We start from the raw sequence: 20,306 nt of genomic DNA, 5'->3' as shown, positions 1-20,306 counted from the left end.
AACCGCTGATTCCGACGGCGACCGGCTCGGGTTGGTCTAAGTCGAAGTCGTGGCTGCGCCCGTCGCGGCCGAGACCGGCCGCCTGGTAGCGGTCGTTGAGTAGCTCGAGGCGTCGGGTCACCTCGGCCGAGTCCAGCCAGTACCGCAGCGGCTGCTCACCCCACCCGGCGGCGTGGTAGTAGTCGTCGGTGATGCAGCCTCGCGTGTAGGTGAACTCCTCCAGCTCGGTGGCGTGAGGGAAGACGACACCCAGGTCGGACTGCATCCGCGTCATCAGCGTGAACTGGGCCAGCACCGCGTGGATCATCTCGTCCACCGGCGCCGGCACCAGCAGCTCCGCGGCCTGCTCGTCGCCGTCGGACAGCGCGAACACCGCCGCCTTGAGCGCCAGCACCCGCAGCGCCTCGGTCAGCAGCGGAGTCGCGTCACGCTCTAGAGACCAGCGGCTGATCGCCGGGTATCCGGTGAACGTGGCCCAGCAGGTGGAGTACTTCATCGACGAGCTGTGCAACCGCTCGTAGGCCGGGTGGGCGCGCATCTGGTCGAGGATCTCAGCGGCCCGACGACCGACCTCTCCGACCTGCGGCATCGATGGACTGGTCATGGTGCATCCCCTCCCAAGGGGTAGTGGATACAGGGAGACCGCACGCCGCACTGCGGTGGGGGTCCCTCACCGCCCGCCGAACGTGATGCGGGTGGTGACAAAGCCATCAGAAGCTGCCGCTGCCGATGTCGATAAGAGATGCGGTTGACCTCCGACAATGTGCCGACATTCGCCGTGAACGTCGTCCGGTGCTAATCCCCGGACCGGGATTGTCGCCGGAATGTCGGAACCTGCCGATAGGTCTGGCCGACACCGATCGACCTCGCCTTAAGTCGTCTCGTTGGCACGCGATCCTGCCAGCCGGCCGCCTGTCGAGGTGGGTGCGCCACGGCTGTCCTCATTTCGCCGTGTCAAGGGGGTCGTTGATTGTGTGATCTGAAGGGTTCTGCTGTGCGTGTTGCCCGGAGGCTGGCGCTGTTGCTTGCCATCCCGCTGTCCGCGACCGTGCTTTTTGCCGCGTGGGGCGTGACGTCGACGACGCGGCAGGCTGTTAGCGCCGATCGTCTGGAGTCGCTGGTGGCGGTGTCATCCGCTGTTGGGGAGGTGCTGTACCAGCTTGATCGGGAGCGCCAGATCGCGGTGTCGGTGGTTTCGGATGCCGGTGGCGGCTTGAACACTCTTCTCGAGCAGGGCGCGGTGTCCGACAGCGCGATTGACGCCTACCGGCAGCGCCGGGCAGAGCTGAAGCTGTCGCAGCCCGCGGTCGCGCGGCTGGTCGGTCCGTGGGATGAGCAGTTGCGGTTGCTGCCGGCGTTTCGTGAGCAGGTGAAGGCGCGGTCGGCGTCGTTGACGGCAGTGTTGGTGCGGTACCGGGCGGTGATTGCGCGCGGCCTGACGGTGCGGGAGGCCGTGGGCCAGGTCGGCGGCGCAAACGGTGTGCTCGCCGACCAGCTGCGGGTGGCGGCAGCGTTGTCGCAGGCATCGGAGTACGCGGGTATCCAGCAGGTCGCGGTGGCGGCGGCCAGCGGCCGGGCGGTGTCGCAGGCGATGCAACGGGACCTGGCGGCGACGTCTGCAGGGCTCAACGAAGCATTGTTGGTGGTGTCGCAGCGCTCGCCGGCGCAGTGGCGGGCATGGCTGGATCAGGCGTTGACCGGCGAGCAGGTGCTGACCGCGCAGCGTATCGATGACGAGGTCGCGCGGACCCAGGTTGGTCAACGGCTGCGGGTCGCCTCCGGCCGCTGGTTGGCCGCCAGCGGCGAGCGCCGGGACCGGCTGCACCAGGTCCAATCCCGTATCGATGATGACATTCTGGCGGAGGTCGGGCGGCAGCGGACGCGGCAATGGCTGACCACCGGTGTCCTGTCCGGGCTAGCGGCAGTGCTGCTCGCGGTGGCGGCGGTGTTCGCCTGGTGGCAGGGCCGGGTGTTGGCGCAGCGGCTTCGTGATGTCCGTGACGCTGTCACCCGGATGGCTCGGGATGAGCTGCCTGTACTGGTGCGCCGGGTGGAGCGGGCTGACCCCGCCGATCCCGGCTCGGTACCTGCGCCACCCCGAGCTCTGGCGTCGACGACGGCCAGGGACGAGGTGGACGAGGTCACTGCCGCCTTCGACGTCCTCGCGGCAACCACCTACCGGATCTCAACGGATCTGGCGCGGCAGCGGCTGGTGGCGGTGGGTGCGGTGGAGGCGGTGGGGCGGCGGTGTCAGGGGATTACGAATCGGCTGTTGGGTGAGTTGGATGCCGCGGAGCGGGATGAGAAGGACGCGGCGACGTTGGAGACGTTGTTCGCGGTGGACAACCTGGCGGCGCAGTTGCTGCACGGTACGCAGAGTTTGTTGGTCCTGTCGGGGCGGACGCTGGGGATGGCGTATGAGGAGCCGGCGGAGCTGGTGACGGTGCTGCAGGCGGCGCAGAGCCGGATTCAGGAGTATCGGCGGGTCGTCGTCGGGCTGGTGGACGACCGGGTTCAGGTGCCGCCGGCATTGATCGATGACCTGGTGCATCTGCTGGCGTCGTTGTTGGACAACGCCACCCGCTACAGCCCTGGCGACGTGGTCGTCACCGGCCACCTGATGGGTAACCGCGCGATCCTGCAGGTCACCGACACGGGGAGAGGCATTCCGCCGGGTCTTTGCGATCAGCTGAACAGGGAGTTGGCGGCGCCGTCGCCGATGATTGGTGTGGAGCACATCCGCCGGCAGGGTGTGGCCACGGTGGCGTTGCTGGCCGCCGCGCACGGTCTGCGGGTGCGGCTGTTGCCGGCGTCCCCGCACGGCACCGTCGCCGAGGTCGAGATTCCCGCCGACAAACTCCTCATCAAGGTCCCGGAACGCGTCGCGCTGCCGACCGGGCCGATCGCCGGACAACGCGCCCCGGGCGGGACCCCTGGCTCTCACGTCTCCCTGCCCACCAGCCCAGCACCTCGCCCTGCTGACCCTGCGAGTCGGCACAACCGATCCTCACCTGCGGACCTGCCGACGCAGGTCCTGCCGCAGATCCCCGCGCAGCGGCCTGCTCCCTGCTGGCATGAGTCGACCCCCATTCATCAGGCTGCCGAGCAGCACGGCCCGTCTGGATGGTTCGAGGTGGGCGGCACCGTGCACGTGCATTCGGCCGCTGCGACCGTGCCGTCCCGTGACAGCGCGACCACGTCGAAGGGGCTGCCCAAGCGGCAGCCATCCGCAGCGTTCACGCCGCCGTCGCGGCCTGCTCCTGTCGCGCCGCCGCGCGGTGCGCGGGCGGCGACGGGGCTGGCGCAGACCGCGGGGGCCTATCAGCGCGGCCTCGGTCGCCGCTCCCTTCAGCCGAGAGAAGGTCAACGATGAGTGACAACTTGAGTTTTTTGCTGAACACGAATGTGCGTGTGGTGTCTGGTGTCAGTCACGCCGTTGCGGTGTCCGTTGATGGGCTGCTGTTGGCCTTCACCGACGGGGTCAACCAGGAAGCGGCCGAACGCCTCGCTGCGGTCGCGGCCGGGTTGAACAGTCTGCTCAAGGGCGCTGCCGACGAGTTGGCCGCTGGTGGGGTGCGGGGCAATATCACCGACACCGATCGGGGCTATCTGATCCTGACGGGCCTGAGTCGGGGTGCGTCGCTGCTGGTGTTGGCGCGCCGGGACGCGGATCTGGCGTTCGTCACCGCGGAGTTGGAGCGTTTCGCCGAGCAGGTGGGCGACTCGTACCTGGATCCGTCGTTCGCGGCTGCGGCGGTCGGCGCACGATGACGGTCGCGACGGTTCGCCGACCGACAGGTCAGCCAGCGGGGTTGAAGATTGTGCTGACCGGGCCTTTGGGGGTGGGTAAGACCACGCTGGTCGGGGCGGTGTCGGACATCGTGCCGTTGACCACCGAGGCGCGCATGTCGGCCGGTGGCGACGATGTGTCGCACAGTCCGGGCAAGGTGACCACGACGGTGGCGATGGACTTCGGTCGCCTCGCTGTCGACGACGTGACGGTGTATGTGTTCGGCACGCCGGGGCAGGCGCGGTTCTGGTTCATGTGGGACGCGATCGTGCGTGGTGCGGTCGGGGCGGTGGTGCTGGTCGACACCCGCCGGCTGCAGGACTCGTTTCGGCATCTGGACTACATCGAGCGGTGCGGGCTGCCGTTCGTGGTGGCGGTCAACCAGTTTCCCGACGCGCGTGTCTACTCTCCGGCGCAGATCCGCGACGCGCTCACGCTCGCCGGTGATGTGCCGATCGTCGAGGTCGACGCCCGGGACCGCGACAGCGTCCGCCGCCTGCTCATCGCCCTGGTCGAGCACGTCATCGCCACCACACAGAGTCCGGCCGGCGTCGCCTCCTGACCGCCTGGCCCCTTTCACCTCCCGACAGAGAAGGAGCACTTCATGCGACGTGCCCGTTTGCGGCTGCGGCCGGCGTTGGCCGCCGTCACCGCCACCAGCCTGCTCGCCGCCGGTGTGGCGTGCACCGGCGGCAGCGGCGATTCCGACCGGGTGCGGATCGGCCTGTTGGTGTCGTTGTCCGGCATCTACACCAGCGTCGGTGAGGACATGCAGCGCGGTTTCCAGCTGTATCTCGACACCCACGACGGCCGTCTCGGCGGCCGGAAGATCGACCTGATCGTCGCCGACGAGGGCGATGGCCCCGCGACCGCTGTTCCCGCGGCGCAGAAGCTTCTGGGGCGGGATCGGGTGGTGGCGCTGACCGGGTTGGTCGGTGGCGCCACCGTGGACAAGGTCCAAACCCTCACCCACGAACGGCGCATCCCTCTGGTCGGGGCGAACGCGCGTCCTGAGTTCGCCCCGGTCGCCGGCGCACCGCGGGATCTGTCCTACACGTGGCACACCTCCTACAACTCGGACGAGCCGGGGATCGCGATCGCCGCGCACATCAAAGCCGAGGTCGGCGGCGGGTCGGTGTATGCGATCGGCCCGGACTACCAGGGCGGCTGGGACGAGCTGCGTGGCTTCACCGACACCTTCACCGAACTCGGGGGGAAGCTTGCGAACCCGGGCGGCAAGACGGTGTTCACGCCGTTCCCGACGACGGAGAACTTCCTGCCGTATCTGAACAAGGCCGCTGAGACCAAGCCCGCGGCGGTGTACACCTTCTATGCCGGTGGTCCGGCTGTCGCGTTCGTCAAGCAGTACCGGCAGTCCGCGCTCAAGGACGTGCCGCTGTACGCGGCCGGGTTCTTGACCGAAGGGGCGGTGTTGGACGCGCAGGGTACGGCGGCCACCGGGATCCGTAACGTCCTGAACTATTCGCCGACGTTGCCGCACGCGGCGAACCAGCAGTTCGTGGCTGCCTGGTCCGCCGCTGGTCATCCGGGTCAGCCGACCACGTTTGCGATGGCCTCCTATGACGCCGCCGCGGTCCTGGACCGCGCCCTGGCCGCCGTCGACGGTCCGGTCACGGGGGAGACGTTGAACGCGGCGATCGCCACGGTGGGGCGGATCGACAGCCCGCGTGGGGACTGGCAGTTCCACCCGAGTGAGCATCGGCCGGTGCAGCGCTGGTACCTGCGCGAGGTCAGAGCCGACGGACCGGTGCTGTCCAACGTGTTGCTGCAGGACCTGACCACCCTGCCCGCCACCTGACCGAACTCCGCCCGCACCAAAAGGAAGGGGTGCCGCGCGCGTGAACACTCTCGTGATTACCACCGTTGACGGGATCGCCTACGGGTTGCTCCTGGCGATCGCCGCTGCCGGGCTGACGGTGGCGTTCGGTGCCGGTGGGGTGCTGAACCTCGCGCACGGCACCTTCATCGCGGCCGGCGGCTACATCGCCGCCGCCTGGACCGCCGGCACCTGGGGCAGCCTCGCCACCGCGATCCTCCTCGCCACGCTCGCAGGCGCGGCCGGGGGAGGAGTCCTCGCCGCGGCGACCGCCGGACTGCGCGGGCGAGGCCATCTGGATCAGGCGTTGCTGACTTTCGGTATCGCGCTCGTCGGCGGGGATGTGCTGACCGCGGTGTTCGGGTCGGACGTGCTGCGGCCCCGGATGCCCGCCGCGCTGGAGGGCACCGTCGCGGTGGCGGGCTACCGGTATCCGGTCGACCGGCTCGCCGTGCTCGCCGTCGCTGTGCTGGTGGCCGTCGTCGGCTATGTGGTGTTGCATCGCAGCCGGGCGGGTCGGTTGGTCCGGGCCACCGTGGATGACCGGGCGATGGTCGCCGGTGTCGGCGTCAACCCCCGCACCGTCGACGCCGCTGTGCTTGTGGCGTCCGGGGCTCTCGCCGGGCTGGCGGGAGCGTTGACCACTCCGATCCTCGGTGTCGGACCGGGCACCGCCGACACGGCGCTGCTGCTGTCGCTGATCATCGTGGTCTGCGGTGGTCTCGGCTCCGTACCCGGCGCGGTCGCCGCCGCGATCGGCGTTGGGGTGGTGCAGACCGTCGGCGTGGTCACCATCCCGGCCCTGGCGCCCTACCTGCTCATCACCGCGATGGCCGTGGTCCTGCTCGTCCGCCGCCGTCCTGTGCCTGGTCAGGTAACGTGATGAGGGCCTTCACCCAGGCCGTCGCCGTCGCCCGGCTCCGGTCGCTGCCCATGGTGGCGCCGCTGGTTGTGGCTGCCCTGGCGATCATCGTCGTGGCTGTGGCAGCGGATCCGTACCTGCACACCACTGTCGCCAGGATGCTGCCCTTTGCGCTGCTGGCGGTCAGTGTCGCGGTGGTCACCGGACACGCCGGCCTGCCCACGCTGGGCCAGGTCGCCCCCTACGCCGCCGGCGCCTACCTCACCGCCCGCCTCGCCCTGACCGGCATCGACCTCGCGATCGTGCACCTGCTCTGCGCGGCCGTCGTCGGTGCGGTCGTTGCGGGCCTGGCCGGGGCGGTCCTGGTCCGGCACCGGGGCACGGTGTTTCTGATGCTGAGCCTCGCGGTGGCCGAGCTGACCGCGATCACCGCCGGGCAGTGGCGGGCGGTCAGCGGCGGCACCGACGGCCTCGCCGGGATCCCCGCACCCCGCCTCTTGCCCGGCCTGCCACCTCTGCTCGGCGACCGCACGGTCCTGCTCTACGCCGCGACCATCACGATCGCGGCGACTGCTGTGGCCGTGTGGCTGCTGCGCGGTGACCGGCGAATGCTGCTCACCGCCACCCGCGCGAACGAGGACCGGGCCCGCGCCAGCGGTCATCCCGTCAACGCCCACTTGTGGATGGTCCACTGCGCCGCCGGGGCTATGGCGGGCATCGCCGGGACACTGCTGATCCACACCCACCGGTGGATCACCCCCGCCGACGTCGGCTTCGGCACCGCGGCCCTGGTCCTGCTCGCCGCCGTGATCGGCGGTGCCCGATCCCTGGGTGGTGCGGCGGTCGGCGCGGTGATCGTGCTCGGCGTCCGTGACGTCGTCGCCGTCGAGGTCCCCGGGCACGCGCCGCTGCTCGTGGGCGCGTTGTTCGTGATCGGCGTGTACGCATTGCCCGGCGGTCTGACCGCCCTACCCGCCCGCCTTCGCCGCCGGCACCGGCGGCACGCAGGCCCGCATGCCGCGGCGCCGCCGACCGCCGCGACGAGCGTCAGGAGTACGTCATGAGGATCGACCCGGACCAGCTGCCCGCACCGCGCAGCCGCCGCGATCCCGACCACGCCCACAGCACCGGGTTGGTCGCCGCCGGTCTGCGCCACGCCTACGGGCCGCTCACGGTGCTGGACCTCGACACGTTCACCATCGCCCCGGGCGACCGGCACGCGGTCATCGGACCCAACGGCGCCGGCAAGTCCACTCTCCTGAACGTGCTCGCCGGCACCATCCGAGCCCAGACCGGCCAGCTCACCTACAACGGCCACACCGTCACCCGTTGGAGGCCGGCGTGGCGTGCGCGTGCCGGCATCGGCCGCACCTTCCAACACCCCGCCGTCTGGCCGGACCTCACCTGCCTCGACTGCGTGCGAGTCGGCGGCTGGCATCACCGCCGCAACCCGGACCACACCCCCATCCAGGTGCTGAACCTGGTAGGGCTGGCCGACCAGGCCGACCAGCCCGCCAGCACCCTGTCGCACGGGCACCGGCGGATGCTCGACCTGGCCGTCGCGATCGCCGGCCAGCCCCGGATCCTGCTGCTCGACGAACCCGCGGCCGGCCTCACCGACACCGACACCGGACGGCTTCTCGACATCCTCCACGGACTGCCCAGCTGGATGGCGGTCGTGATCATCGAGCATCACATGGACGTCGTCGCCGCGTTCGCCGACTGGATCACCGTGCTGCACCAGGGCCGCCGTCACACCGACGGACCCGCCCACCTCGTACGCGCCGACCCCGCCGTCGCCGCTCTCTACCTCGGCACCGGAGGTGGCGATGCTGCACACCCGTGACCTGACCGTCGCCTACCCCGACGGCCCGCCGGTCCTGCACGACGTCACCCTCGACCTGCGCCATCCCGGCGTCCACGCGCTGGTCGGCCCCAACGGGGCCGGGAAGACCACGCTGCTGCACACCCTCGCCGGCCACCTCCAACCCACCAGCGGCACCATCCACCTCGACGGCCGCGACGTGACCGGCTGGCACCCCACCGCCGCCGCCCGAGCCGGGATCGCGCTCGCCCCCCAGGGCCGCCGACTGTGGCCGTCGCTGACCGTGGCCGAACACTTCGCCGCCGCAGGCCGCGACGAGACCTGGACCGTCGAAGAACTCCTCGACATGTTCCCGCCGCTGGCCGCCCGCATAGGACACCGCGCCAACCAGCTCTCCGGCGGCGAGCAGCAGATGCTCACCATCGCCCGAGCCCTACGCACCACACCCCGCCTGCTGCTGGCCGACGAACCCACCGAAGGACTCGCCCCGATCATCGCCGACCAGATCACCACCGTGTTACGGGACCTGCCCACCCGGGGCGTGACCGTCCTCGCCGCGCTCCCGCACGCCGCCGCGGCGGAAACGATGGCCGACACCATGCACGTGCTCACCTCCGGGCAGCTCGACTGCCACACCCACACCACTGCTGCGGCCACCACCGCGCTGCGCCGTCACCTCACCCTCACCCATGCCAGCGACGCGGAGCCCCACCCATGACCCCAGACCCCGCCACCGTCGCGACGCCCTCACCGCACCCGGACCGCACCAGCACCGCCACACGCAGCAGCGCGACGGTGGCGGTCCTGCTACTGGCCACCGCCAGCGTCGCGGCCGTCCCACCTGCCCGGCCGGCACCCTCCACCCACCCGCAACGCTGCGCGGTCTCCGCGTCACCACGCCCCGACCTAGCCGCCCCCGCCGCCCGCCACGACCGGTCACCGGCCACCCGGGTGGCATATCCACAGCCCGCCCGCCCCGCCCTGCACCACCTCGCCGCCACCATCACCACCAGCCCATGCGACACCGTGTCAGGCCGCTACGACCTCATCCACTACCTCCAATGGCGGGACATCCCGTCCTCATGGGAGCCGGGAACGCTGCGGGACGTCGTGCGGTGGCATGCCGACGACCGATCCGGCGCTCAACTCGCCACCCAACACCCACCCGGCCCAGCGGCCGTGATCAAGGACTGGTGGAACGCCGGCCACATCCCCATCCACATCCCGATCGATCCCTTCCTCGACCCACTATTTCGGTTTCTCACCATCGGCCACCGATACGGCGACGGCCGCGACACCACGGCTGCCGAGGCGATCACCGCCGTCGCCGACCTCGCCTCCTGGCACACCCTGCGCCGCGACGACCGCGCCGCGGTCCTGACCACCCTGGCCCGACACGACCAGCTCACCTACTACCGGCGAGTATCCGACCGCGCCGGCCGCGTCGGCGTCGGCATCGCCGCCACCGACAACGACGGCCACCGCAACCTGCTCGTCCTGCACCCCCGCACCGGCGACATCCTCGCCTACGAAACCGCCCGCCCCGACCAGACCAGCGGCTGGCAACCCACCAGCTACCTGCTGCTCCTCGGCCACAGCCGCACCGACGCCCGCTGGTGGGAACCACCCGAGCCCCTGCCCTCAGCCCAGCTGTATCCGCAGCCTGCCCGGATCCAGCTGCTGCTGCCCGCCACACCCTGCCTGACACCTGCGCCCGAAGGAGACGCCCGATGACCACGGCCTACCAGTTCCGCAACGCCCCGCAGCAACTCGGCCCCCTCCAGCAGGTCCTCGACCCCATCACCCGCCACGACCTCGCCAAAATCCCCATCCGGCCCGGCTGGCGGATCCTGGACGTCGGCGCCGGCGCCGGCTCCATCACCCGACACCTCGCCGCCACAGTCGGCCCCACCGGCACCGTGATCGCCGTCGACCTCGACACCCATCTGCTCAATCCCACCAACATCATCGACGTCTACCAGCGTGACCTGCGCGACGGACTCGACCTACCGGTCGAACCCGGCAGCCTGAACCTCATCCACAGCCGCTGCGTCCTGGAACACCTCACCAACCGCACCGACCTGCTGACGCAGATGATCACACTGCTGCGGCCCGGCGGGTGGCTGCTGCTCGGCGAGATCGTCTACAGCCGCGCCCTGGTCCACCACGCCCTCACCGACGACGACAGCGACTTGATCTATCGGAGCGTCCACGCCATCCTCGACACCCTCGCCGCAGGGGGCACCGACCTGGACTGGGGAAACCTCACCCACGCCGCCCTGCTGGACGTCGGGATGACACAGGTGTACAGCTACACCCGCGCCGACACCTGGACCGGCGGCGGACCCGGGTGCCTTCTGCTGGCCGACAATGCCCGCCAACTGCACGACCGACTCCTGCACACCGACCTCACCGACGCCGACCTGCGCCGATTCGGCGAACTGATGACCGACCCCACCGTCGCCCTCCGCGGCTACCAATACACCTCCACCCTCGCCCAAAAACCCGAATGACCCCGAGCACCGGCGCAAGAGCCGAACTCCTTGCCCGCCAGCACCTCACCAGGCAGCCGGCAGCACACACCCCACCAGCACACCCAGCGGAGCCATGCCCACCAACACACCCCCCACCCGGATACCGATCAGCGTGCACGCCAGCGACCCCATCCTGCGCGCCGGCGTGATCGGCCAACTGCGACCCCGTCCCGAGGTGCTGCTGCTTACCGACAGCGACAGCGACGTCGCGGATGTGGCGATCGTGACCAGTGACGGCGTCGACGAGCAGACGCTAGGGACCCTCCGCCGTTTGCGTGCTCACCAGCGGCGCATCGTGCTCGTCGCTGGTCACCTCGATGACGCGGCGCTCGTGGCCGCTGTCGAGCATGGTGTCGCCGGGGTCCTGCGCCGACCCGACGCCACTCCTGACCGGCTCATCACCGCCATCCGCGCCGCCGTGGCCGGTCACGGCAGTCTCCCGCCCGACGTGCTCGGCCGGCTCCTCACGCACGTCGGCGCACTGCAACGTGACGTCCTCGGCCCGCGCGGCCAGGTATTCGTCGGCCTCAACCCCCGCGAGGTTGAGGTGTTGCGCCTGGCCGCCGATGGTCGCACCAACGACGAGATCGCCGAAGCGCTCTACCTCGCCCCACGCACCATCAAGGGCATCCTCCACGACGTCACCAGCCGCTACCACCTGCGTAACCGCGCCCACGCCGTCGCCTACGCCCTGCGAAACGGCCTCATCTAGCCATTTGATGCCGCCGGCATCACCCACCACGCCGACAACCGGAGGAACGCCATGACAACAACGCTGCCGGCCCATTCCGGGCCGATGCTCCGGCTGCTCAATCCGAGCATCCACCTCGTCCTGGACCGACTTGGCATCAGAACCAATCAGCGGCTGTTGGAGATCGGCGCCGGTGCCGGCGAGATCACCGCCCGCCTCGCCGAGCTCGTTGGCCGCTACGGGGCCGTCACCGCCGTCGACGCCGACACCAGCCGCCTCACCGGCACCGCCGTCATCGACGTCCAGCGGCGCGACCCGAACCGGGACCTCCTGCCCGGGCAGGCCAACCGGTACGACCACATCGTCGCCCGCTGGCCCCACGGCACCCTGCGCGACCCCGCAGACGTCATCGAGCAGATGATCGCCCGCCTACGCTCGGGCGGTTGGCTCGTCCTCGCCGACATCACGCCCACCCCACCCCGGATCTACCGGGCTCCCGACGACGAGTCCGCCACCCTGATCCACACCGTGATGCAGCAGGTCCACCACGCCCTCACCGGCCCGCACGGCGCGACCTGGACCACCGGCCCCGAAACCCTGCTGGTCAGTCACGGCATGGTGCGGCACTGCATCCACACCGGCACCGAAACCTGGACCGGCGGCGGCCCCGGCTGCCGGCTGCTCGCCGACATCGTCGCTCACCTGCGCCCCAGCCTGACCGACATCACGGACGCGGACGCGGACCGATTCGCCGACCTCATGACCGACCCCCGCGTACTGCTGGGCTCCTACGAATCCCGGGTCATCCACGCCCGCGAGCGCACCTGAAGGCACGACAACCATGACCCACCTGACCCTCCCGGCCCGCCGCCTGCTCACCGCGCTACTCGGCGGCAGCCTCGTCCTGCTCACCGCATGCCAGAACAACGGCACTGCACCCTCAGGACCGGACACCACCCCGCCAGCGTCACCGCAGCCGGCTACCTCCCCATCCACGGCCGCCACCGCCGCCAGGCTCACCGCCCAGCAGCGCTTGGACCTGCTCGCCAACACCGTCACCGCGACACCCGCCGACACCGCCGCCGGGCTGCCCTACACCTACGTGCACCTCCAAACGTGGGCACGCGCGACCAATACGATCGTCCGCAGCGACGTACGACGCTGGCGACATGAGGCGGACGGCTCCGGTCGAGAGATCATCCGCCGGGCACCGGACCTGCGCGGCCTGGACCACCAGCCCACCCCGGGGGAACGGCAGGAACTCAGCCGGGCCGTACCGCACTCACTCCAACACGGGATCGGTCAACTGCGCCCCTACCTGCCCGGGGACATCCCGGCCGACCCACGCGAGCTGACCCGACTGCTCGCGCCACCCGCGCTGGTCAACGAGCCCGCCTACCCCAGGATCCTGGCCAACGGTGTCGTCGGACTGGCCACCAGCCATCACCTCGACCCGCGCCGACGATCGGCGACCCTGCGCGTCCTGGCAGCGGTCCCACACATCACCTACCGGGGCACGACGACCGACCTCGCCGGCCGGCCCGGGATGTCCTTCCAGGTCGTCGCCGACGGATCGACCTCGACCCTGATCATCGAGCCGACCACCGGCGACCTGCTCGCGGCGACCGAATGGATCAACGGCGGACGCCGACCCGGCTTGCACTCCTACACCCTCCTGCTGGACCACGGCCGCACGAGCACCACCGACAGCCCCACCGCACCCACCACCGCCGCAGCCGCGACGCACCTGCGGTGACAAGCCGACCGGCAGCCACACCTAGGGGGTAGGACGGCGGTCGGTCCTCCGTGGCCGGCGGCAGCGGGCCCCCCGTCCCCTGCCGCCGGCCACCCAACCCGGCAAGACGACAAGCAGCAAGAAAGGTAAGGCAAGAGGTGACGCATCGAATCCGGGCCGCCCGATGGGTGGAGAAGGAGCATGTCGCCGCGGTGATCGCCGAGGCCCTTCAGCCCACTCCCATCGCCGCATGGCTGGTACCCGACCAGGAGCAGCGCGGTCGTGTCCTGACCGATGTCGCCGCCATCTGGGTCGAGCACGCCATGTTCTACGGCGACGTCCACGTCACCAGCGACCTCACCGCCGCCACCGTCTGCTTCCACCGATACCGGCCGCTCCCGCCACCGGCCAGCTACACCACGCGCCTCGCCACCGCCGCCGGCCCGCACGCCGACAACTTCCTGGCCCTGGACGACATCATCGCCAGCCGCCAGCCCACCGAGGCCCACTACCACCTCGCCTGCCTTGCCGTGCGCCCCCCACACCAGCGAACCGGCCTCGGCCGGACGCTGATGCACCACCTACGCAGCCGGCTCGACCTCATCGAACTACCGTCCTGGACCCTCACCCTCCCCACCGGGAGACACCTCCTCGCTCAGGCCGGCTACACAGCTGACCACCACGCGATCGTGCGCCCGGCCGACGGCGTGACCCTGCAACCGATGACCCGCCGCTGCGGCCAGCGCGGCGAGACCGCCACCACTGCCCACCGCCCGACCAGCAGCCGTCAAAACTTCCGAGTCTGACGACGGTGCCGTGGGGATTATGGCTCTACCCGAGACGTACCTACCAGCCGGACTGCTGCGCTGCGGACTCTGCTACGAGCCCATGGTCCAAGTCGACGCCGGCATCGAGCCCGGCTACCAGTGCCAGCCCGGCTGCCGGCCAACGCCCCTTGATGCCGCCCAGCTCGCTGACACCATCGGCCGCGCCATCCTGCGCCACGCGCCCCAGGTCGTCCCCACCACCATCACACCGGCCCACCCGCTTGTCGCCGCCACCTACGCCGACCGTGTCCTCACCCACGTCACCGTCGGCGTCAGCGGCACCGACATCACGCTCGCCTGGCCCACCACCTCCACTCTTCTGCCCAACCCACACCGAAATGTCCAAGCCCTCCGAATCGCCGCCGCCCGGCACCTCGCCGGCCGCAACCCCCAGCGAGCCCTGCACCTGCTCTACGACAGCCTCACCGGCATCAACCCTGCCACCGCACCCGCCGACCTCGTGCACGCCGACGCCGCCGCACGCCTCGCCATGGTGCAGCTCAGCCTCGGCCAGCCGAACGCTGCCATCACCTGGGCCTCCTACGCCCACGCCAGCCTGACCCAGCTCCACGGACCGACCCACCCGGACAGCATCGCCAGCCTGCACCTGCTCGCCACCGCACACCGCAGCGCGAACCATCACCAGCACGCACTGCGCCTCCTGTGGCAACTCGCCGACCACCTCGCCACCACCGACGGCCCGACCGCTCACCGCGCCCTGGCCACCCACGCCGCCATCGCCCTCGTCCTCCACCACCTCGGCCACTGCCAACCCGCCCGAGCTCTTCTCGCCGACACCATTACCGCCCACCGCCGGGCACACCCACGCCACCCGGCCACCCTCCGCATGCAACAGCACCTCACCCGCATCTGGTGCGACTGCGCTTCCACAGGCCACGACCATCCCGAATCGAGTAAGCCGGTGATGCCGGCGGCATCACCTTGGCCCCTCGAGAAATCCGCAACTAGCCGTTGACACCGGCAGGCCCGGCACAAGAGACGTGTCTGTGAGTCACCGGGTGCAAGTGAGAACGTCAGATCGGTTGCCGGAAACCTCCTTGGACTCACCAGGTGGGACTCTGGCCGCGAGCCGTAATGCCGCGATGGACGTATTGTTTGAGTGTGTGCCATGTTGCATAACATGATTATTTCTGCCTGGCATGGCTCTCTGTCGTGTAGTTGTTCCTCAACGATCGCGCTTTACCCCCGCAGTGAGTCAGCTGATATGGCGGCATTTCCGCCGTTCACTTTGCCTCTTCGATCGCCTGGGCCAGATTCAGCTGTTTGTCGCCGATTCGGCGGGCCAGATCCGCGAGGAAAAACTTCCGCACGACAAAATCGCCGCCCTCGACGCGATCGGCATGCAATGGGAAGTAGCCAGCGGCTAAACCGGGATGCACCAAGTCACGCACACCGCAGCGCGAACCATCACCAGCACGCACACGACGCGGACAAGCGTGCGCTCCGGCAACCACCATCACCGCCACCCACTCACCACGAAAGAGACACCCCGTGCCATGTCCTTTACATCCGCTTGGGTCGACAGTCGAGCCGCGTCCACGCAAGGAGCCGTGTCTTGTGACGGTGAGCGGTGAGGGCGCTATCCGAATCGTCGACCGCCAAGGCGAGTCCTCGCACCCGTGGCAGGGCATCGGCGGGCCGCGCCGGAGGAGGGGCCTGAGGTGAGGGACTCACGACCGGACGAGAAACTGCCGACGCTTCGTGACTACCAGCGGGAGGCCGTCGAGGCGATCGTGGAGGGTCTGACCGCTGGTGGTCGCGGCCAGTTCCGGGCAGCCTGCGGCAGCGGCAAGTCACTTGTCGCGGTGCATGCCGCTGCGCGGCTCTGCCCGAGCGGGCTGGTGATCGTAGCCTGCCCGTCGCTGCCTCTGCTAGCGCAGACTCTGGCGGTGTGGGCCGCTGCCGGTATGGCGGCGCAGGTACTCGCGGTGTGTAGCGATGACACCGTCGCCGACTCCGCGGTGCACGTGGCGGACCTGGAATGTCCTGTCACCACTCGGCCGGGCGAGATCGCGGACTGGGTGCGGCGAACTCCGGACAGCCGCATGCGGCTCATCCTGGTCACTCATGCCTCGGTCGCTGTGGTGGGCAAAGGGCTAGACGCAGCCGACACCGCCGCCAGTCTGTTGGTCATCGACGAGGCGCACCACACGGCCGGATGGCCCGGCAAACACGTCGCCTTGGTGCACCGTGACGAGCACCTTTCGGCTACTCGACGGCTGTACATGACCGCGACACCACGGGTTCTCAGCGCGCGACGCCGCGCGGGCGGCGGCGGTGAGGACGTGCTGTCGATGGACGACGTGGACGTGTTCGGCCAGGTCCACTACAGCTACCCGTTCGCGCGCGCGATCGCCGACGGCTGGCTCGACGACTACCGCATCGTGGTGATCGGCGTCGCCTCCGTGGAAGCGCTCTCGACTCTGCGTCGCCTCGACCCCAGCGCCGTCGTCAGTGCCGGCGCGGCGCCGCTACGCACCGCTGTGGTGCAGACCGCACTCGTCCGCGCCGCTGCCGAGTTCGGCCTTCGCCGGGTGCTGGTGTTCACCCCACGGGTGGCGCAGTCCCAGGAGTTCTCCCGTACTCTGCCGGCCACTGTGGCTGCCCTGCCCGAGCAGGAGCGTCCCAAGGGCCGCCTGACGGTCGGGCATGTCGATGGCACCCAGACGATGACGCAGCGGCAACTCCACCTGGCTAACCTCGCAGACCCGCCGGACGACGGCTGGACGGTAGTGTCCAACTCGCGATGCTTGGGTGAGGGCGTCAACGTGCCCGCCGTTGACGCCGTGGTCTTCACCGCGCCCAAGGAGTCCGAGTCCGACGTCATCCAGGCCGTCGGCCGGGCGCTGCGCCGTAACCCTGCCGGGTCCGGCATCGCCACCATCCTGCTACCGGTCCTGCTGCCTGACGACCCGGCCGAGACCGCCCGCGACCTCGCCGCGGACCTGACGGAATGGACCACGCTCCTTCAGGTCCTGCGCGCGCTACGCGCCCACGACAACGGTTTGGCCGCCGACCTCGACACCCAGCGCACAAACGTGTCGACGGGCGCCGCGGCGCTGCCGCCGCGGCTCCTCGTGCGCCTTCCCGACGGCTACGCCTCCGAGGATCTACTGCGGACACTCACCGTGCGAGTGCTGGAGGAAACCACGTCGGAGTGGCTGGTCGGGTACGCCGCCCTGCGGGCGTTCCACGCTGACCACGGACACCTGAGAGTTCCGGTCGGACACGTACGCCACGGCCTGCGATTGGATCGCTGGGTTGCGCGGCAGCGTGCCGAGTACCAGGCACGCCGGCTTTCACAGGACCGGATCCAGTATCTGAACGAGATCGGCCTCGACTGGACGCCCACGACGCGCGCCTGGGAGCGGGGCATCGCCGCCGCCACGGCGTTCCGCGCCGAACACGGCCACTTGGACGTGCCCACCGGCTACGTCGTCGACGGACTCGACCTCGCCCTGTGGATAAGACAACAACGCGGCTACCACCGCAAAAACACCCTTGCCGACAATCGGGTCGCCGCCCTCACCGACCTCGGGATCGACTGGACCGTCACACGCCCCACCTACCAGGAGGGCTTCACGGCCCTCCAGCAGTTCCGCGCCACCCATGGCCATATCCAGGTCCCGTACGGCCAGATCGTCAACGGCATCAACCTCTACGACTGGCTCGCTGCCCGGCGCACCGACTACCGACTCGGGCGCCTCAACGACGACCGCATCCGCAGCCTCGAAGCAGTCGGCATGCAGTGGTCAATCCGAGACGCCACCTGGGAACGCAACCTGGCCACTGCCACCGCGTTCTACCAGCGCGAGGGACACCTGCACCCACGCCGAGGCCACCGTGAAGGCGACATCGACCTATCGAGGTGGATCAACCTCCAACGCGTTGCGCGACGTGAGGACAAACTTCCGCACGACAGAATCGCCGCCCTCGACGCGATCGGCATGCAATGGGAGGTAGCCAGCGGCTGGACCGGGATGCACCAGGTCATCGCGAGCCGAGCCGGTCAAACAATCGGCGACAACGAATCCCCTGACGACCCGCCGAACCCCGTCCCGTCCCGTCCCACCCGAGCGGGCCGGACTCCGCAAGAGGGCCGCGAAATGAAAAGACAGTCCCCGACCCACCACGATGCCCCACCCCACCGCCCAGCTCCCGCATGACCGACCACTGCGCACGACAGTTCACAGACACACAGAATGCGCGGCCCACCTTCCGCCTTCCGATCGGAGGAGCTATGACCCGTCGAGCCGACCGCTCCAGGGCGGCAACCGCATGAGCGGGCGGTTGATCCGCGCCGTGAGCTGGAACCTGCTCGCGTATGGCAAGTCGTCGACGCCGACCCGGCGTGGACAGCATGAACTGCTGCGCTTCCTCCGACCGGACGTCGTGTGCTTGCAGGAAATCTATGCCGCCGACGCGGATGCGGCGCAACTCGACCGGCTCGTTGGCGCGATCGCCGACGCGCTCGGGATGGCCGCCTTCGCGGTCCCCGCGAAACATTCCGACTGCCACCTCGCGATCTTGTGGCGGCCCGAGTACGACATGTTGTCGCAGCGGGCCTATGACCTGCTGATGTGGCACGGCCTGGGCGTCGTCCGGCTCGACGTCGGCGCGGATGCGCCGCTGACAGTCGCGGTGACCCACCTCGGGCCCTGGAACCCCGGCAAGCAACTCGACGACGCCTTCACCCTCACCGGACAGCTACCACTGTCCGAAGCCGTCGTGTTGGGTGCCGATTGGAACTCCTTCGGCGCCGACCCCGACTACGACCACGAGCCGGACTGGTCGAAACTGCCTCCCCAGTGGATCGAGCGGCATGTCCGCTGGAACGACGACCCGGCAGCGCCCCGAAAGGCCGACCGACGCCCCGCGCAACTGATGCAACGCAGCGGCTTCCACGACGCCGCACCGACCTTGCGCGTGCCATGGAAAGCCACCGGCGGCCACCGCGGCGGCTGGCGCCGACGCGAGGACATCTTCTGGACCACCAGACCGCAGGCACTGCGCAGCTACCACGTCATCGACACACCAGCAGCTCGGAAACTGTCCGACCACCTGCCGATCGTGATCGACCTGGACCCACAGTTGGACACGCCGAAGCGTGGGTGACCGGTCTGACCAAACTCCACCGACCGGGGCCGCCGACCTGCGGTCCCACCTGCTTATCCACGCCTGGGGCCTCACGCGCGGGACGTGATCCTCGCCGAAGCCGACGCCTATCGGCTCTACACCGACAGCCGCCGCACCCCGGACACTCACACCCCGCCGGCCGGCGGCCAACATCCCACCGCCACACCCTGTCTCACCAGTCCCGGTGATGTTCACGCGCACGCCGCACCGGTGGGAGTAGGTAGGTGCGGTCGTGGGTGAGCTGACCGCCGAAACCATCGGCGTGCTGGTGCGGTACGCGGCACTGGTCAAGGGCGGCACATCACCGCTCACCTGGGCGCTGTATCGCCGCCGCCTCACCCGAGCACTCACAGGCTGCCCGGTTACTCGCCTGCCCTGTCCTGCTCCACCTGACCGACACCATCAGGCCACCCCTAACAACCGACGTCCCGCACCCGGAGCCATTCGTAGCACCTGTCCCCGAGGAGACAGCCACCATGACGCGTACCTCCCTGCTCAATCGCCTGATCACCGCCTATGACGACGGTCAGGCTTCATGACCACCCGCACCGGCCTGCCGACGGACCTGGCCGCTGTCCGCGCCGCCGCGCGTACCGCCGAACTCGCCTGCTGGCGTATCGACACGGCCTGGCAGTGCCTCGACGACGCGTACGGCCCGGGCGGGCGTGCCACAGCTGCCAGCGACGCGATGTGGCTCGCCGGCAACCACCTGCGCCGAGCGGCCGAACTCCTGTCCTCACACCGGACCCGACAGCGCCACCAGGGCACCATATGGCTCGCCGCCGCCGTGACGGTCGCCGTCACCACCCACCTCCACACGATTCCCTTCCCGATCGCAGCCGCGATCGGATATGCCGCCGGCATCGGCACCACCACACTCATCCGCCAGACAGCACGGGCCTGGCACCGGTACCGCCTGGCAGCCGTCCCGACCAGCGGGCCGTACCAGCCGGCTGTGCGTTACCCGCCAGGCTGCATCGGCTCGATCAAAAACCAGATCCATGCCGCACAACACGAACTCCACGCGGCGATCGAACTGACCGACCCC

The 20,306-nt window shown here is 69.7% G+C and carries 20 protein-coding genes; 18 read left to right on the top strand and 2 right to left on the bottom strand.

Features of this window, described 5'->3' with window-relative positions; genetic code table 11:
• The coding region (locus tag Vqi01_RS27775; protein ID WP_204038099.1) for a hypothetical protein at nucleotides 1–604 on the bottom strand (604 nt) is incomplete at its 3' end.
• A 366-nt stretch (nucleotides 605–970) separates the two neighbouring features.
• On the opposite strand from Vqi01_RS27775, the gene Vqi01_RS27770 reads away from it, so the two are divergent.
• The 15 genes from Vqi01_RS27770 to Vqi01_RS27700 all read left to right on the top strand — a co-directional run bounded on the left by Vqi01_RS27770 (nucleotide 971) and on the right by Vqi01_RS27700 (nucleotide 15,077).
• The gene (locus tag Vqi01_RS27770; protein ID WP_204038098.1) at nucleotides 971–3,373 is read left to right on the top strand and encodes a nitrate- and nitrite sensing domain-containing protein; all 2,403 of its coding nucleotides are present in this window, start codon (nucleotides 971–973) and stop codon (nucleotides 3,371–3,373) included.
• A complete protein-coding gene (locus Vqi01_RS27765; protein WP_275408850.1) occupies nucleotides 3,370–3,771 on the top strand; it encodes a roadblock/LC7 domain-containing protein in 402 nt (133 codons plus the stop codon). Before Vqi01_RS27770 ends, Vqi01_RS27765 begins: the two co-directional genes overlap by 4 nt.
• A complete protein-coding gene (locus Vqi01_RS27760) occupies nucleotides 3,768–4,352 on the top strand; it encodes a GTP-binding protein (RefSeq protein WP_204038096.1) in 585 nt (194 codons plus the stop codon). Before Vqi01_RS27765 ends, Vqi01_RS27760 begins: the two co-directional genes overlap by 4 nt.
• 42 nt (nucleotides 4,353–4,394) lie before the next feature.
• Entirely contained in the window at nucleotides 4,395–5,609 is a 1,215-nt protein-coding gene (locus Vqi01_RS27755; protein ID WP_204038095.1) for an ABC transporter substrate-binding protein, read from the top strand.
• A gap of 40 nt (nucleotides 5,610–5,649) precedes the next feature.
• Entirely contained in the window at nucleotides 5,650–6,510 is an 861-nt protein-coding gene (locus tag Vqi01_RS27750; RefSeq protein WP_204038094.1) for an ABC transporter permease subunit, read from the top strand.
• Nucleotides 6,510–7,553: a branched-chain amino acid ABC transporter permease gene (locus Vqi01_RS27745; protein ID WP_204038093.1), complete on the top strand. Its 1,044-nt coding sequence runs from the start codon at nucleotides 6,510–6,512 to the stop codon at nucleotides 7,551–7,553. The genes Vqi01_RS27750 and Vqi01_RS27745 overlap by 1 nt, the downstream gene beginning before the upstream one ends.
• Entirely contained in the window at nucleotides 7,550–8,335 is a 786-nt protein-coding gene (locus Vqi01_RS27740) for an ABC transporter ATP-binding protein (RefSeq protein WP_204038092.1), read from the top strand. Before Vqi01_RS27745 ends, Vqi01_RS27740 begins: the two co-directional genes overlap by 4 nt.
• Nucleotides 8,319–9,032 carry an ABC transporter ATP-binding protein gene (locus Vqi01_RS27735; protein WP_204038091.1) on the top strand — a complete coding sequence of 238 codons (714 nt, stop codon included), beginning with the start codon at nucleotides 8,319–8,321 and terminating at the stop codon, nucleotides 9,030–9,032. Before Vqi01_RS27740 ends, Vqi01_RS27735 begins: the two co-directional genes overlap by 17 nt.
• The gene (locus Vqi01_RS27730) at nucleotides 9,029–10,048 is read left to right on the top strand and encodes a hypothetical protein (protein ID WP_204038090.1); all 1,020 of its coding nucleotides are present in this window, start codon (nucleotides 9,029–9,031) and stop codon (nucleotides 10,046–10,048) included. Before Vqi01_RS27735 ends, Vqi01_RS27730 begins: the two co-directional genes overlap by 4 nt.
• Nucleotides 10,045–10,827 (top strand): class I SAM-dependent methyltransferase, encoded by a 783-nt coding sequence (locus Vqi01_RS27725; protein WP_204038089.1) that lies wholly within the window; start codon nucleotides 10,045–10,047, stop codon nucleotides 10,825–10,827. The genes Vqi01_RS27730 and Vqi01_RS27725 overlap by 4 nt, the downstream gene beginning before the upstream one ends.
• A gap of 94 nt (nucleotides 10,828–10,921) precedes the next feature.
• Nucleotides 10,922–11,560 carry a helix-turn-helix transcriptional regulator gene (locus Vqi01_RS27720; protein ID WP_239098719.1) on the top strand — a complete coding sequence of 213 codons (639 nt, stop codon included), beginning with the start codon at nucleotides 10,922–10,924 and terminating at the stop codon, nucleotides 11,558–11,560.
• A 51-nt stretch (nucleotides 11,561–11,611) separates the two neighbouring features.
• Complete coding sequence (locus tag Vqi01_RS27715; RefSeq protein WP_204038088.1) at nucleotides 11,612–12,367, top strand: class I SAM-dependent methyltransferase; 756 nt, start codon at nucleotides 11,612–11,614, stop codon at nucleotides 12,365–12,367.
• Nucleotides 12,368–12,380: 13 nt separating this feature from the next.
• Nucleotides 12,381–13,295: a hypothetical protein gene (locus Vqi01_RS27710; RefSeq protein WP_204038087.1), complete on the top strand. Its 915-nt coding sequence runs from the start codon at nucleotides 12,381–12,383 to the stop codon at nucleotides 13,293–13,295.
• Nucleotides 13,296–13,432: 137 nt separating this feature from the next.
• Complete coding sequence (locus Vqi01_RS27705; RefSeq protein WP_239098718.1) at nucleotides 13,433–14,080, top strand: GNAT family N-acetyltransferase; 648 nt, start codon at nucleotides 13,433–13,435, stop codon at nucleotides 14,078–14,080.
• A 19-nt stretch (nucleotides 14,081–14,099) separates the two neighbouring features.
• Nucleotides 14,100–15,077: a tetratricopeptide repeat protein gene (locus tag Vqi01_RS27700; protein ID WP_204038086.1), complete on the top strand. Its 978-nt coding sequence runs from the start codon at nucleotides 14,100–14,102 to the stop codon at nucleotides 15,075–15,077.
• 268 nt (nucleotides 15,078–15,345) lie between these two features.
• Here the strand turns inward: Vqi01_RS27700 and Vqi01_RS27695 are convergent, their stop codons facing one another.
• Nucleotides 15,346–15,588 (bottom strand): hypothetical protein, encoded by a 243-nt coding sequence (locus tag Vqi01_RS27695; protein WP_204038085.1) that lies wholly within the window; start codon nucleotides 15,586–15,588, stop codon nucleotides 15,346–15,348.
• Between the two features lie 195 nt (nucleotides 15,589–15,783).
• On the opposite strand from Vqi01_RS27695, the gene Vqi01_RS27690 reads away from it, so the two are divergent.
• From Vqi01_RS27690 to Vqi01_RS27680, 3 genes are all read left to right on the top strand, one after another.
• Nucleotides 15,784–18,288 (top strand): DEAD/DEAH box helicase, encoded by a 2,505-nt coding sequence (locus Vqi01_RS27690; RefSeq protein WP_204038084.1) that lies wholly within the window; start codon nucleotides 15,784–15,786, stop codon nucleotides 18,286–18,288.
• A 136-nt stretch (nucleotides 18,289–18,424) separates the two neighbouring features.
• A complete protein-coding gene (locus Vqi01_RS27685; RefSeq protein WP_204038083.1) occupies nucleotides 18,425–19,237 on the top strand; it encodes an endonuclease/exonuclease/phosphatase family protein in 813 nt (270 codons plus the stop codon).
• Between the two features lie 556 nt (nucleotides 19,238–19,793).
• A partial coding sequence (locus Vqi01_RS27680; RefSeq protein ID WP_204038082.1) for a hypothetical protein occupies nucleotides 19,794–20,306 on the top strand: 513 nt, incomplete at its 3' end.

The organism is Micromonospora qiuiae, from assembly GCF_016863555.1.
GTDB lineage: Bacteria > Actinomycetota > Actinomycetes > Mycobacteriales > Micromonosporaceae > Micromonospora > Micromonospora qiuiae.
The sequence above is the reverse complement of the archived record's forward strand: the minus strand, read 5'-3'. Positions and strand labels throughout refer to the sequence as shown.